General features: G+C 45.1%; 16 protein-coding genes and 1 pseudogene. 4 read left to right on the top strand and 13 right to left on the bottom strand.

What is annotated here, in order from left to right:
* The 11 genes and pseudogenes from IPJ71_16865 to IPJ71_16815 form a co-directional block, all read right to left on the bottom strand.
* On the bottom strand, window positions 1-2,139 hold a 2,139-nt coding region (locus IPJ71_16865; GenBank protein MBK7845326.1), incomplete at its 3' end, for a hypothetical protein.
* 110 nt (window positions 2,140-2,249) lie between these two features.
* Window positions 2,250-2,699 carry a hypothetical protein gene (locus tag IPJ71_16860; GenBank protein ID MBK7845325.1) on the bottom strand — a complete coding sequence of 150 codons (450 nt, stop codon included), beginning with the start codon at window positions 2,697-2,699 and terminating at the stop codon, window positions 2,250-2,252.
* Window positions 2,700-2,703: 4 nt separating this feature from the next.
* The gene (gene fsa / locus IPJ71_16855; protein ID MBK7845324.1) at window positions 2,704-3,345 is read right to left on the bottom strand and encodes a fructose-6-phosphate aldolase; all 642 of its coding nucleotides are present in this window, start codon (window positions 3,343-3,345) and stop codon (window positions 2,704-2,706) included.
* Window positions 3,346-3,397: 52 nt separating this feature from the next.
* Complete coding sequence (locus IPJ71_16850) at window positions 3,398-3,931, bottom strand: 2-amino-4-hydroxy-6-hydroxymethyldihydropteridine diphosphokinase (GenBank protein ID MBK7845323.1); 534 nt, start codon at window positions 3,929-3,931, stop codon at window positions 3,398-3,400.
* Window positions 3,928-4,185: a hypothetical protein gene (locus IPJ71_16845; protein ID MBK7845322.1), complete on the bottom strand. Its 258-nt coding sequence runs from the start codon at window positions 4,183-4,185 to the stop codon at window positions 3,928-3,930. The genes IPJ71_16850 and IPJ71_16845 overlap by 4 nt, the downstream gene beginning before the upstream one ends.
* Window positions 4,182-4,625, bottom strand: coding sequence for a hypothetical protein (locus tag IPJ71_16840; GenBank protein ID MBK7845321.1), 444 nt, complete (start codon window positions 4,623-4,625; stop codon window positions 4,182-4,184). Before IPJ71_16840 ends, IPJ71_16845 begins: the two co-directional genes overlap by 4 nt.
* A pseudogene (locus IPJ71_16835) lies at window positions 4,625-5,510 on the bottom strand (4-hydroxy-tetrahydrodipicolinate synthase). The gene IPJ71_16840 and the pseudogene IPJ71_16835 overlap by 1 nt, the downstream one beginning before the upstream one ends.
* On the bottom strand, window positions 5,497-5,730 hold the full coding sequence (locus IPJ71_16830; GenBank protein ID MBK7845320.1) for a hypothetical protein: 234 nt from the start codon (window positions 5,728-5,730) through the stop codon (window positions 5,497-5,499). Before IPJ71_16830 ends, IPJ71_16835 begins: the two are co-directional and overlap by 14 nt.
* A complete protein-coding gene (locus tag IPJ71_16825; protein MBK7845319.1) occupies window positions 5,727-6,605 on the bottom strand; it encodes a tetratricopeptide repeat protein in 879 nt (292 codons plus the stop codon). Before IPJ71_16825 ends, IPJ71_16830 begins: the two co-directional genes overlap by 4 nt.
* Window positions 6,602-7,072, bottom strand: coding sequence for a hypothetical protein (locus tag IPJ71_16820; protein ID MBK7845318.1), 471 nt, complete (start codon window positions 7,070-7,072; stop codon window positions 6,602-6,604). Before IPJ71_16820 ends, IPJ71_16825 begins: the two co-directional genes overlap by 4 nt.
* A gap of 219 nt (window positions 7,073-7,291) precedes the next feature.
* A complete protein-coding gene (locus IPJ71_16815) occupies window positions 7,292-9,724 on the bottom strand; it encodes a DNA translocase FtsK (GenBank protein MBK7845317.1) in 2,433 nt (810 codons plus the stop codon).
* Window positions 9,725-9,870: 146 nt separating this feature from the next.
* Between IPJ71_16815 and IPJ71_16810 the strand changes: the two genes are divergently transcribed.
* The 4 genes from IPJ71_16810 (at window position 9,871) to IPJ71_16795 (ending at window position 12,853) form a co-directional block, all read left to right on the top strand.
* Window positions 9,871-10,521, top strand: coding sequence for a radical SAM protein (locus IPJ71_16810; GenBank protein MBK7845316.1), 651 nt, complete (start codon window positions 9,871-9,873; stop codon window positions 10,519-10,521).
* A gap of 57 nt (window positions 10,522-10,578) precedes the next feature.
* Window positions 10,579-10,890, top strand: coding sequence for a site-specific DNA inversion stimulation factor (locus tag IPJ71_16805; GenBank protein ID MBK7845315.1), 312 nt, complete (start codon window positions 10,579-10,581; stop codon window positions 10,888-10,890).
* Window positions 10,891-11,063: 173 nt separating this feature from the next.
* Complete coding sequence (gene dnaB / locus IPJ71_16800; protein ID MBK7845314.1) at window positions 11,064-12,530, top strand: replicative DNA helicase; 1,467 nt, start codon at window positions 11,064-11,066, stop codon at window positions 12,528-12,530.
* 128 nt (window positions 12,531-12,658) lie between these two features.
* Window positions 12,659-12,853, top strand: a complete 195-nt coding sequence (locus IPJ71_16795) for a hypothetical protein (GenBank protein ID MBK7845313.1) — start codon at window positions 12,659-12,661, stop codon at window positions 12,851-12,853.
* A 37-nt stretch (window positions 12,854-12,890) separates the two neighbouring features.
* On the opposite strand, the gene IPJ71_16790 is transcribed toward IPJ71_16795, so the two are convergent.
* Complete coding sequence (locus IPJ71_16790; GenBank protein ID MBK7845312.1) at window positions 12,891-13,334, bottom strand: 50S ribosomal protein L9; 444 nt, start codon at window positions 13,332-13,334, stop codon at window positions 12,891-12,893.
* 15 nt (window positions 13,335-13,349) lie between these two features.
* A complete protein-coding gene (locus IPJ71_16785) occupies window positions 13,350-14,222 on the bottom strand; it encodes a DUF2232 domain-containing protein (GenBank protein ID MBK7845311.1) in 873 nt (290 codons plus the stop codon).
* Window positions 14,223-14,241: the final 19 nt, after the last annotated feature.

The raw sequence follows: 14,241 nt of genomic DNA, 5'->3' as shown, positions 1-14,241 counted from the left end.
TCCAGTTGGCAGATTGAACAGTGCAAAGCCACCTCCGGCCTTACCCCGACCTTCTCTCAGTACTTGTCCATCTCGATCAAAGTACACTGTATTTTCAGCAAGGTAGGGTTCTCTGTCGTCAATAAAGACTTCGAAGTCTTTATTGTTTACAAACCCGACAACAACCCCTTTACCTCCCTCTAGGTTAATCCGCTTTTTTGTCGCCAAATCAACAAGCCAATGGGACGGAATCATCGGAACGGAAATTCCTGCCCTGCTTGCATCCAAGTTAAGGCGCACAATTTCGGTTCCCGCTCCACCATCTGCCTCGACCAGGGTGAGATCATTGCTCCTGGGCAAAGCCATGATAATTTCGCTTTCTACTTTCTGTTCAATCTCTGTACCCATCACCATAAAGGCTGCCGCGGCTGGATTTTTTCGCTCCGGAGCAGAAGTCACCTTTATGAGTGATGAAACAGGAGTTTCCGTTTCTAATTCAACAATTGAAACAAATTTTCCTTCAGTAAGAATTATCCTGGCTGGGTGAGGCACGCCACCAATTCGAGCTCTCACTGACTGAATTCCAGAATCGATTCCCACAAATGCAAAAAGTCCATTGCTACTGGTTCCAATTAAATTTGAATCTGGGATATAGATGGAATTAAAATAGACTGGTGCGACCTCCACATCGCCAGCCAACTCAACGACTGCGCCGGCTACGGGCTGACCATCTCGAACCACGCGACCCCACACAATTCCCTTTTCCAGAAAATCTCTTCTCTCAAATTCGTCCTTTGCTAGCAGGCCCAACAACGCATCGACCATCTTTTGTGGAAACAAGTGGATTCTCTGGGCCCCTCCGCTAGTGCCTACCATGAGACTTCCCCAAAAATTCTTCAAGCGAGCACGAAGCAAAAAATTAGACCCGGGCAAAAAATCAGAGTCCTCTACCATTCCACGCCGGTCACTTTTGTATGTCCTATTGAGCCCCTGAATCTCAACCTTTGCTTTAGGTAAAGGGATCTGCGCTTCCGTTCCAATCGAATAAGCAGAGACAATCTCAATTTTTGCACCGAGCGGAGCGGGTATGACAGGAATGCTAATATCGCTGATCTTGATCTGATTTTTGGGAGGTAAGTTTAAGGTATGAAGCGGAAGGGTTCCAATACCTAAAATTTGACCCTCATGATCAACAAGACGAAGAGACAATTCTCCCTTGAGCTCCTTAACTGCAATTTCAAATTTTGCTTCGTTCTCCCATATAATGCCATGGGCCACTGGTGCGTCATACAGGTAATGCACCAATTCAAATCGCATCGCGCCTGCCACATATGCAAGTCCACCGGAAATACTGAACCGCCCAGACAAAACGAAGTTCTGATTTCTCTCGGCGAGGTCAGCAGGGGTCAACAGACTCGCCGCAGTCAAAACAGGCTCGCCGGGATCAGGCTTGAATGGTTTTTTGGCCAAACCTTGCCCACCAGGCCTGTCGCCTGGAGACATCCAAAAACCTGAAGCACTCCCGTTGTCTGAATCAGATGATTTGGCTACTATTATTGCGCCGCCTGATTCCGTCGGGACGAGGTGAGGCTGCTGATTCTCCTTCTCGCGGCGCTTCAGCTCGCCTGAAACAAGTTCCTGAGCTTTTTTCTGCAGTTCCGACCTTTCATTCGCTGTGAATGGGGACTGATATTCCTGACCCATTTTGCTGAGAAATGAATCTCCAGGCCCGTCCCCTGCTGCGATCTTCAGCATCGGCGATGAATCTAAATCTATGTTAGAAACTTGAACTCTTGGCGGAGAATCTGAATCAACCAAGACATCCCTCTGGCTGATCACAATGCCATTAAGAACAGTAATTTGAGGAATTTTTGGCAGGTTCGCCGGCTTCTTCTCTTTGGAGCTCTGGGTCTGCCTATTGATCCTAACTGATAACTGCTCGTAGGTCAGTGTTCTCGTTCCGGAAGAGATCAATATTCCTTTCTCTTTTGGTACTGACAACTTGTCTGCGATATTTTCCCAGGAACTTCGACTATCTTCAAATGCGGCCCAGGCCGGCGAAATCTTTGCTTGCGCAATCACCAATGAGGAACCCGGCATTGAACGAAAATCAATATAGGCAAGCTTTTGGGACCATAGAAGAATGCCTAAGGCCACCATCAGGAAAATTGGCCAAACGGACTGTTTCTTTCGAAATCCTCTTTTTTTCACCTTTACACAATCCCGAGCTGACGCCACCACGAAGGTTAAGGTTCTCCGAGCTAATTATCTTAAAATACTCGAAAATCGTCAATTACATTGCGATCCACTCGACCTTTAGAGAGCGCAGCTTTGAGTTTTTTTACCAAGACGATTGTCAAATAGTCGTCGACTCCCGCTTCTTCATACTCTGGACCAAGCGTCGAAGCTTCACGTACCTGTTTTCTGATGACTCCCTCAACCGAGTAAGGACGCCGATCCCCAAGGACGTAAACGTGGGCATAATACCTCACATTTGTGCGTCCAGCTGCTCTGGCCTTCTTTTCAACAACCACAAAATAATCCGAAAAAAACTCGCGGCCGTTGAGACTCACCTCTCTCTTGCCAACTGGCAAAGAATCCAGCACCGCCTTTTCAATATCTGCCAGAGGTTGATCCAACTCCTCGATGCGAAGTCCTCCGTGAGTGCAACTCAGGAGGACACAAAAGACAAAAAATAGGGACAGCCGCAGTATGTTCAATCGTTTACGCTATACCTTTCGCATCCTTCAAAAACTGCTCAATTCCCTTGTCCGTAAGCGGATGTTTCGTCAGTTGTTGGATAACCTTGAAGGGCACTGTCACAATATCAGCACCGATCATCGCTGATTCAAAAATATGAATTGGATGACGTATGCTAGCCACTAATATCTGGGTATCAAAACTGTAGTTCTGAAAGATTTGCCTCATCTGGCCAATCAGATCCATTCCATCCTGGCTGACATCATCAAGTCTACCCACGAACGGAGAAACCAAAGTTGCCCCCGCTTTAGCCACAAGCAGAGCTTGCAAGGGCGAAAAGACCAAAGTAACATTTGTTTTAATTCCTTCCGCCGCGAAGCGTCTAACTGCAATCAATCCTTCATCGCACATTGGCACTTTCACAACGACATTGTCATGAATCTTGGCCAACTCGACTCCTTCTCTGTACATCTCATTTGCCTCGAGAGAAAGAACCTCCGCCGACACCAAACCGTCGACCTCCTGACATATCTCCTTGATAACCACACTGTGTGGTTTTCCGGTCTTTGCGACCAAAGTGGGATTTGTCGTGACTCCATCAACGAGACCACGCTTATTCGCCTCTCGAATTTCATCGATCATTGCAGTATCAATAAAAAATTTCATTCCCTTCTCCTTCAGAAGCGATTCATTGGGCTAACATTTAAGGCCCCTTAATTCAAAAATCAAGAAGGGTTTTCCCTTGCGCGTAAAACCTGCCCCATTGCTCGTCATGAAACTTTCGCGTTAAAGTGTAGAGGTTTTCCTTCAAAACGGGATGAAAGTAGTCTCCCCAAACCTCAGCTGATAGCAAAATGAATTCTGGGCGCCGATGAAGTTCGGGATGAGGCAAAGTGAGCTCAGGAGTCATAACAGCCTCATCATCAAAAGCCAGCAAGTTTAGACTCACACTTCGCCGCAAAACCTCACTTCGGTATTTGATTTCAATTTTCCGCAAAAAGTTCAGCACAGCCATAGGATCCTGCGTCGTAGAGGCCATTAGAACAGCGGCCAATCCATCAAATTTTTCAACTCGCTTCAGTTCATGGATATGTTCAGGGTGATTGATTTCGCCTGAAACTCTGTAGATTGAAGAAGACGACAAAACCTCGGCCTCAGTCCTTAACTCCACGACAATTTTCTGCATCAAAAGGGAACCCTCAGAGGAAAACACTCTAATCCCTATCAAGGCCGTATGAATTTCCTCAATCATTTCCCTGCCGCTTCCCGCAATTCCAACATATCGCTAACACCATACAAACCAGCCTTCTGATTCAGTAACCAGGAGGCACAACCTATAGCTCCTCGCGCAAAAATCCTGCGATTCAGGGCGGTATGTTCAAATACCAGGAGTTCCTCCTCAGCCATAACCCAAACTTTGTGAATACCAAATATTCCCCCGCCTCTTCCGGATAAAGGCTCGGGCAACTTTCTGCCCAAGGTATTCTCCAGCTTGTCCTGAATCAGGACGGCCGTTCCGCTCGGCTTATCAAGCTTTTATTATGATGAAACTCCTCTACTTGAAAATCATAGGCACTCAATGTTCGCATCTTTCCCAATAATTCAAGAAGAACATTTACACCAAGACTCATATTTGCGGACCACAGAACCGGAATTGAACGAGCAGCCCGATCGAGTTCTCGATAATCTTGATCGCAAAGCCCAGTTGTGCCACTGACGAAAGGCACCCCATTCTGAACTGACCACAACAGGCCCTCTCTAAATAATTCCAAAGATGAAAAATCGATCACAACGTCAATATCCAGATGAGGAGGAAAACTTGCTTTACCTGCCTGCCTATCCAATTCAGAACCTAGCTCCAATAAACTATTTTCCTTCAATAAGGAGAGAATCTCCTGTCCCATTCTCCCTCGCGAACCAGTAACTAAAACCTTTTTCTTAGACATCAAACCAACCCCGTCTTTTTCATCTCTTCAAAAAGATTTGCGGCTGAATGCGAACTCATGGCTACCAGGGGCAATCTCATTTCTGGAGAATCAATGATTCCCATTTTAAAAAGTGCCATCTTGACTCCAATCGGATTGCTTTCTGAGTAAAGTGCCTTCAACAATCCTGAATATTTCAAAAAACTCTCCTTAGCTCTGAAATCGCCTTCAACTGCAGCGCTCATCATTGCGATGAGTTCTGCGGGAATAAGATGAGAAACAACTGAGATGACTCCCCTTCCGCCTTCTACCGCTAATTCCACACAGGAAAAATCATCACCCGAAGTAACAAAAAAAGCCCTTTGCGCACTTTCTTAAAATCTGACGACCCAATTCAATATCTCCACTCGCCTCCTTCACTCCAACAATATTCTCAATCTTAGATAAGGAACCTATTGTTTCCAAACTTATCGCCGTAATTGTCCTGCTTGGCACATTATATAGAATGAGAGGAATCTGAATGGCATGAGCGACAGCTGAAAAATGTGAAACAAGACCCTCTTGCGGTGGCTTGTTATAGTAGGGCGTCACGACGAGCAAGCCATCCGCACCCCACGATTCGGCCTCCTTTGAAAACTCAATCGTTTTACGAGTGCAATTGGAACCAGTCCCCACGATAATGACGGATTTTTCACCGACCTCATTTCTCACAAATCGATATATTTCTTTCACTTCATGATGATCTAGAGTTGGACTTTCTGCAGTCGTGCCATTCACTATAAACTTGGCTATTCCATTTTTGATTTGGTGTTGAACAATCTTTCTTAAGGAAGAAAAATCCACTGCTCCTTTCTTAAAAGGTGTTACCAGAGCCGTCACAACCCCAAAAAAACTATCGGGTTTCATCTTCTTCCTCCTCTTCAGACTGATTTTTTTCCCTATTAATAGGGGACAAGCCGGGATAATTCATTCCCTCAGTTGCCCGAATATAGGACGGTTTTCCTCTTCCCAACTCCACAGGACTCTCTGGAGGAAGGGGATCACCTTTGACCCCGCATCCGACACTGCAGATAGACAATATTGCAATTCCAAAAATCAAACAGGGCAGACCTTGAAATGGCCTCATCTATTCGGGTCTCCCTTGGCAAGAATATCCTCTACCGTCTGAACATGCTCACAGATTTGAGGCTCATAGATATATCGTCGTCGCACCAAATGGTCACACTTTTTACATAAACTCACATACTCTTGCCCTCGCGCCCTCTTCTCATCAGGATCTGTTGCTTGTAGAAACAGATAGTAATGTGGCTCGGGAAAGTCGGAATGTTCCACAGATATCTGGCGCAAGGCTTTAATCGAAGGCTTTGATCTATGGTGTGCGGCCAAAATCCTAAACCACGCGACAGCTTGCCCATAATTTTTATCCAATTCACCAAGTTCCGAATCCCATCTTTTTTGGAACAGCGTGCTCTGCCCCGTGCAAATCTGTGATCTCAACTGAACGAGTTTCAGCATCTCATCATAAGGCTGCAGAGCGATTGACTGTGCTGCAAATTTCTCGGCTTCTGCACAATCTCCTTGTGCCAAAAGAGCTCTTACCCTCGCTGAAAAAATAGCTGTATTTTCCGGCTCCAGGTCCTGTGCTTCTCGATATCTTTCCAAAGCTTCTCTACTCCTTTTGGCATAGAGATTGGATTCTCCCAATTCAAAAATTGCCAGGGCCTTGTCGCTGAAGAACTGCCTTGAAAGCTCATTTAAAGCAACTTTGACAGTTGTCCTCTCTCTCATCGAAGTCCTTGGATTATTGAGCGCAAGAATAAGCTGGTTCTGGGCTTGAAAACGTTCTCCACGAAGGGACATTGCGCGACTTTGATCAATTATTTGCTTTACTGAGAGATTTTCTCCGACGTTAAGAGCGATCGCGGTCATGTTAATTGAAATGAAAACGGCGAGCCAAATGAGCCTCGCCGTCAAAAAAAAAATAAAAACTCTAGTCATCATTTTTTATCAAAACTAGTCAGCTCCAATTTTACCTCACCCATCGCGCCGGGTGCTACTTGCTTGATCAGACCCATGATTGGAACGATAGATGGGTTGATCCACGCCTCAGAAGTTTCGTTTTTGCTTATATCCTTAATGCGAGCGTAGATGCAATCAAAAGTTCCAGCTGGAACGGTCACTCTGTCCTGTTTTGTTTCCTCAACTTCGGTTTCACCTGGCTCGGGCGGTTGCTCTTTCTTTCCATTAACTCTTAATTCCAAGATCTTTCCCGTTTGCTTATCGATATAGATTTCAACTTTTTGCTTTCCCATAAATCCGAGATCCATATCTTGATCAAGCCAAAATCCAACCGTCGTCTCTTCCCGAACTGTCATGACGGCTGTTCCCTTGATAAAACCCATGTCGATATTATAGCTGGCCCGTTCTCCCTTCTTCCAAGGCAATCCCATCGTTTCGGCATCACTCATCAAATTTTGCTGAAGTTCACCGTATGAAAAAATAGGCGTCTCGATGAGGTTTGCGTTGGCGTGAATCCCGATCATTAACATTGCGCTGACTAATAGACTTCTCATTTAAATCCTCCTTGAGTTTGTAAAGCTATCGAATCATAGGATTGCCTGCGAGAGCAAGCATCCATAAGCACGCACGAGTATCTGTGGCCTAGACCAAAGGCGAGGTTCGTGCCATCAAGCTGTGGGGCCAACTAGAACTTGACGCGGCTTGCTGCCACTCGAAGGCCCTATAACTCCCTCGGCCTCGAACATTTCAATCAGGCGCGCCGCACGTGGATAGCCAATTCTAAATCTTCGTTGGATGAGAGAGGCACTGATTTCTTTTAATCCTGCAACATACGCCAAAATTTCATCATAGCGTTCATCAAAGTCGGAGTCCGCACTTTGATTGCCATCGAACTCGTCAGATAAATCGTATCCACCACCATTGCCCTCAAGAATTTTCATCGCTAACGGATCAAATACGGGCTCACTCTGAGTGGCCCAATGTTCTGTGAGCTGACTCAATTCAGCCTCACTGACGTAGGCACCATGATGACGCTCGGGTTTTGCTACTCCAGGCGCTAAATAGAGCATGTCTCCTCTTGTAAGAAGCCTTTCCGCACCGCTTTCATCGAGAATAATTCGAGAATCCATCTTACTTGCAACTTTGAAGCTCACCCTGCCCGGAATATTTGTTTTTATCAATCCGGTTACAACATCACGACGAGGACTCTGCATGGCCAGAATAAGATGAATACCGCAAGCCCGAGCCATTTGAGCCAATCGCACAACCGAATTCTCGACATTGGATTTATCAACGGCCATTAAGTCTCCAAATTCCTCCACGACAATGACGAGATAGGGCTGAACTTCATAATAGTAATCATCGAGCCTGGCTGCCCCGCTTAATTCCGAATGAAATTTCTCATGTTGCGCTAACTCTGGCACACTCAATTTGCTCACAATCTCATTAAACGCCTCAAGACCTCGAGCGCCAAACTTTGACATTGACCGATATCTTTTTTCCATTTCTCGAATAGCCCACTTAAGAGCTCCCACGGCTTTTTGAGGCTCTCGGATGGGAGGCATGATGAGGTGAGGGCAGTGGCTAAAAGCAGCCAGATCCACTTGCTTTGGATCAACTAAAATGAGTCGCAGTGTTTTAGGTGAATGACGAAACAAGAGACCCGCCAAGAACCCTACCACAAACACTGACTTCCCAGAGCCCGTCGAGCCGGCCACAAGCATGTGAGGCATTTTTCTAAGATCCACTACCTTTGGTTCACCGTCGGCCTGGCGACCCAGAGCGATCGGCAATTTCATTTCTTCATCCCAAAACTCCTCTTGCATCAAAATATCCTTGAGAAACACTGTTTCACGATGAGGATTCGATGTTTCAATTCCAACAACGTCCCGACCTGGTATTGGAGCAATGATGCGGACCGATTCACTGCTTAACGCCAAGGATAAATCGTCCGCCAAATCAGTTATTTTGCTGATTTTGACGTCGGCAGCGGGCTTAAATTCAAACATTGTAATGGCGGGACCCGGTTTGATTCCAACGACGTTTCCGCGTATTGAAAATTGCCCAAGCTTATCAATCAATATTTTTGCTTTGATTTTGACTTCTTTTTCATCCAATTGATTTCTTCCGGGAGGTGGATCTGCCAGTATCGACAACTTCGGAAGAGACCAATTCTCAACTCGTTCAATGGTTCTTTTGGAAACACCACCATTGTGTCTCTTTGCCACATTTGTTGTTCTGTTGACCAAAAAGCCAGACAGTGCAGGTTCTTCCGTCTGGTTTTCACCCAGTTTTGCGGAAAAAAGGGAGTTATCAACTTTTTTTGAGGCTTCGGTTACAAATAATTTCACGGGTGATTTCTGAGGCAAAGGCGCTGCAAATTTTCCGCTCTCATTTCTTATTGCAAAGAGCGATCTTACCCTTCCTTCAGGGGCTTCTTTTTCTCCCTTTAAAAATATGTTGGCACCTACTGGCTCTCCAGTATGAGAATCACGAAGCGAGGGCAGGAATTTCAAACTCAGTAAGCCCCTTAGTTTCTTCCTTGATTTCGTGGCAATAAGCTTGAGAAAGGCCGATGGAAGAAAAAGCAAATCCTTCAATGTTTGTTCGGAATAGAAAATCAATAAAACGGCGGTTGCTGTCCATAAAATGACTGCCACTCCGGCAAAGTTGAACATCCTGACCAGGCCTTTTGAAACCATCATTCCCACCAAGCCAGCCGCGGGAATCTGTTGCGCAAACATTCTTGTATTAGGAAAATAGAGCCCTATCAAAGAGCAACTTGTAGCAAACAGAAGGATCGACCAAACCCAGCGGCTGCCATTAAATTTGGTCTCTCGGTTTAAGAAGCAAATCCATGAAATTCGAAAAAAGGAGATCACGATAAGCCAAGCGGAGGCTCCCAAACATTGATAAAAAATATCAGACATGAAAGATCCAAAGTAGCCGCAATAATTAGCTACCTTATGAACGCTCCCAGTTGAGTTAAATGAGGGATCCATGGGGTGATAGCTCATCAATGCAAGGGCCACAAACACGCCGGCCGCCAACCACACGAGTCCCAGAATATCACCCCTAAATTTCTTAAATAAATGATTCATTCCAATAGCTTATGGTATATTTTTCTAGCTTGCCAGTCTGGATTTGACTTTTCGATTGAGGAGACTGAAAACGGATACCCTCAAGCTGGTTTATCGCTCCGCTCTGACTGTCCTTTCGTCCAGCTCTATGGAGAGAAGTTGAACAGATGGACGATTTAATAAAGATCAATGAGATATTTTTCAGTATTCAAGGTGAATCTTCGCTCGTCGGGTGGCCAACCGTTTTCATTCGCACATCTGGCTGCCATTTGCGATGCTCTTACTGTGATACTAAATATGCCTACAACGAGGGCAAGCTCATGGGATTGGACGTGATCATTGCACAGGTGAAGTCCTTTCAATCCCGCCACGTCTGCGTAACTGGAGGCGAACCTCTTTTGCAAAAAAGTTCCTTGAAGCTCATGAAACAGCTTTGTGATTTGGATTATATTGTGTCCCTTGAAACAAGCGGGGACCTAAGCTGCTTGAATGTTGATAAACGCGTTAAGAGAATCATTGATGTCAAAACACCCGACAGCGGCGAACCTCAGGCCTTCTGCCCAGAAAATCTTCAGTTGCTGGAAGACGTCAATTCCGAATTCAAATTTGTTATCTGTTCGGAGGAGGACTTTGAATGGGCCGAAAGATTTGTACGCAGAACTGGACTGGAGATGGGATCCCGCGTTTTATACAGCCCATCATATGGAAAAGTCTCAGAAAAATGGCTTGCAAATAAAATTCTTTTTGGGAAATCAAGTGCGCGGTTGCAATTGCAATTGCATAAGTATATTTGGAAGGACACAGAGCGAGGTGTCTAACTAGAGCTTGTTCTGCTTTTTTTATTGTTTCGTGTTAACCGGGGGGTGGGGATTCGCATGGCACCGAACCTCAATAGTTCAAATCATTTGTTCGTGGCCAATCTTCAGTCTGTAAGTCTTGAGAGATTAGTGAAGAGCAAGCTTGAGGTATTTTTCGCTCAGCAACGCGATGCTCAAATCGAGCTGAATGATTTCTACAGAATTTACCTGGAACAGGTTGAAAAACCTCTTCTGGAGGAAGCGCTACGTGCTAATTCTGGCAATCAAGTCCGTACTGCAAAAATGCTTGGCATAAACCGCAACACTCTCAAGAAAAAGATTGATACTTATAAGATTAGAATTAGAAGTATGAAACATTCAGAAACTTAATGTACGAGTATCAGCGGGTTCTGTTAAAGATTGCAACCTGAATTGGCCCGCGCCTTGATGTTAAAACAGAAAGAAAATAGTCGAATCTTCGGTAGGGTCGAGGTTATTTTGTTTTTATTTTCCATTCTATTTTTGAACACTAGATCTCTTTTGGAAAAAGGGGATTTGCTTAAGTGATTGATAAGAGAATTCCACCACAAAATATGGAGGCAGAACAGGCCATCCTAGGAGGCTTGCTCCTAGACCCACCCGTTTGGGATGAGGTCTCTGAAATTGTGTCTGAAATGGACTTCTACAAACCTAGTCACCGGCGGATCTATGCCTGCCTCAAAGAAATGAACCGAAAAAACTTGCCGACGGATTTGGTTACCGTTGGGAATTGGCTAAATGACAGGGGAGACCTGGAGTCTGTCGGTGGAATTCCCTACCTGGCTGAGTTAATTGAACAGACTCCCACGTCTGTCAACATAGGGAATTGGGCCAAAATTGTTCATGATAAGGCTCTTTTGAGAAAGGTTATTCAGCTTAACCAACAGTTTGTTCAGAAAGCTTTTGATCAGGACTTCGAGGATCTACCCGCTTTTATCAATAATTTGGAATCCGAGGTTTTTGCTCTTGCCCAAGAGAAGCATAACACGGGTCTTGTGCAGGCCAATGAAATTGTGAAGGGCAGCTTAGAAAGATTAGAAGGCCTTTACGGAAAAAATTTGAGTGTAACAGGCGTGTCCTCTGGCTGGCCTGAGTTAGACGATTTAACCAGCGGATTTCAACCGGGAGAGTTGTGTATTATCGCCGCTCGACCCTCGATGGGAAAAACTGCTTTTTGCTTGAATTTGGCCACTTACGCCGCGATTCACAACAAAAAGAAGGTCGCTTTTTTTTCGGTGGAGATGAGCTCTGAGTCAGTCATGATGCGTCTTCTTTCTACTGTTGCCCGCATATCGATGAGTGATCTGCGGGTCGCTCATATCGCAGACGATGGATGGCCAAAACTGATCAATGCCGCAGCCCAAATAAGTGAATCCAGTTTGTTTATCGATGATTCGTCAGGAATAAGTCCTTTTGAGATTCTCTCAAAATGCAGGCGTCTTAAAGCCCGCCAGGGAATCGACATGATTATCATTGATTACCTCCAACTCATGAGTCTTAAGTCAAAGGTAGACAATCGCGAGCGCGAAGTTTCTGAAATTTCCAAAACTCTCAAAGCTATCGCAAAGGAACTGAAGATCCCAGTCATTGCATTAGCTCAATTGAATCGTGGGGTCGAGGCACGACAAAATAGACGACCTCTGCTTTCGGATCTCCGCGAGTCAGGATCCATTGAACAGGATGCCGATGTCATTATGATGCTTTATCGAGAGGACTATTATGAAAAGGACAATTCCGACATTCGGGGTGTTGCAGAAGTCATTATTGCAAAGCAGCGTAACGGCCCCACCGACACCGTAAAACTCCTGTGGAAACCTGAGTTTGGAGAGTTTCGCAGTTTCGAGGAGAGAGCAAGGGGACCTATGCCCCCAATTCCCGACGAACCAAATCGGGGCAGAGAGGGAGGCTCTCGCGGCTCATTTAATCCCCGTTCTCCAAATTCAGCAGAAAGTGGAAAGCCTAGAAACTACGCCCCTGGTGGAAGTGTTTAACAGAATAACGAATTAGCTTATTAGATCCGCTGCTGGATTAGCGTCTAGAACTCCTCAAGATTGCCTTTCCTTCCTTGCTCGATTGACTACCAGGTTGTTCTAATGATCTTTTGAGGGAGGGCGTTCATGTGAAAGGTTCTGAGCTTCTAAAAGCTATAGCCGAAGCGACTGGACTTCCCACCAACCTCATACTTTCTGAATTGAAAAAACTAGTACAGAAAGAACATGATCCGATTGAACAATTAACGCTCGACGATCTCCGAGAAGTTTTGGCTGACTATCTTCAGGATATACTAACAGAAGCCAAAAACACTTCTCGATAAAACACCGTTCATACTATATATCGGTTTTCAATTAAACCTATTCGCGCTCGACGTTAATAGAAATCTCAGCTTCCAGGCCATCGCCAAGCTTCACGACTGCCTTGTGCTGTCCCAACACTCGAATTTGCTCTTCGACGTGGATATCCTTCTTGTCCACTTCAATTCCGCTCTTTTCAAGCTCTGTTGAAATTTCTAAAGTCGTGACACTTCCAAATAGCTTTTCCGTTTCTCCTGCCGCGCGCTTAAAAGTGACAGTTATCCCCTGAAGTTTATTAACTATTTCTTGTCTCTCAGTTTTTGCCTTTTTCTTCTTAATTTCCGCAATCTTGCTGAGATGGGCCCATTCCTTCTCGCGCTTCTCTGTGGCTTCTATGGCAAGTCTACGAGGAAAAAGAAAGTTCCTCGCGAAACCATTTTTTACAGAAACCAGATCGCCTATTTTCCCTAAATCCTTCACATCTTTTTGTAAGATGACTTTCATACTAATCTCCATCTCTCAAAGAGTCTTATTAATTTGCTTTGTTCGCCTTTCAAATCTATTACGAAAATCCATCCAATAATCAATTAATCCCACCACACTAACTATAATGAAGAGTTGCAAAATCAACAGAATTGTCCATACCACTCTCCAAAATGCCGACAACTTCATTTTATCGAAGAGCGACGTAAACACAGCCAGTCCCTGAAAAAAATAGAGAAGGACGCAAACATTTAAGAAGTTGATAGCAAGAACCTGAGTCCATTTGAAGTCGGATTTCAAAAAACTCCCTAGAAGGGAAACAATAGTAATCCAAACAAAGGCATCTGGAAGACGAAAATGCTTTAGATATGTAAGTCCCGATTCTTCCGCTTTTCCAGCCCATTCCCTGATGCGTGGTTCAGTCACCAAAAGCAGAGCGGAAGCAAGCAACAAAAGAACGACAACCCCCGAGGGGGCCTGCAACAGGACGTCCTCAACTCCTAAATTGAAATCCCCCCTAAAGAGAGCGACTCCCTCAAATTTTGATTTAACGGATCCAAGCAATAAAAGATACCAGCCCTTTCCCATCCTCAATGTCCAAAAAACAAAACACAAACTCCCAATAATACTTGTGAGCGAAACGGCCACAGCCGCACTTGAGAGCGGACTCCACCTGCTCTCTAGCAACTCGCTATAAAAACCCACCAGAAGTGTTAAAAGGAGAAAAACGATGGCAATTGGCTTCCAACCCAACCCAAACATAACGAGACTCAGGCCAACGGTTAAAATCCAAAACAGAAAACGGCCCATCACTAAGCGCAACACCCTGAGCGGAGGCGCTCCCAAAACAACCGTCACAGTCGTCATGACTACCGCCCACAAAGCCAAAAAAGAGGACCTAAAGATCATCCTCCTAAATAGAGCCACA

The sequence above is a fragment of the Bdellovibrionales bacterium genome (assembly GCA_016714165.1).
GTDB lineage: Bacteria > Bdellovibrionota > Bdellovibrionia > Bdellovibrionales > UBA1609 > JADJVA01.
Note: the sequence above shows the minus strand (reverse complement) of the source record. Positions and strands in the feature narration are given on the sequence as shown.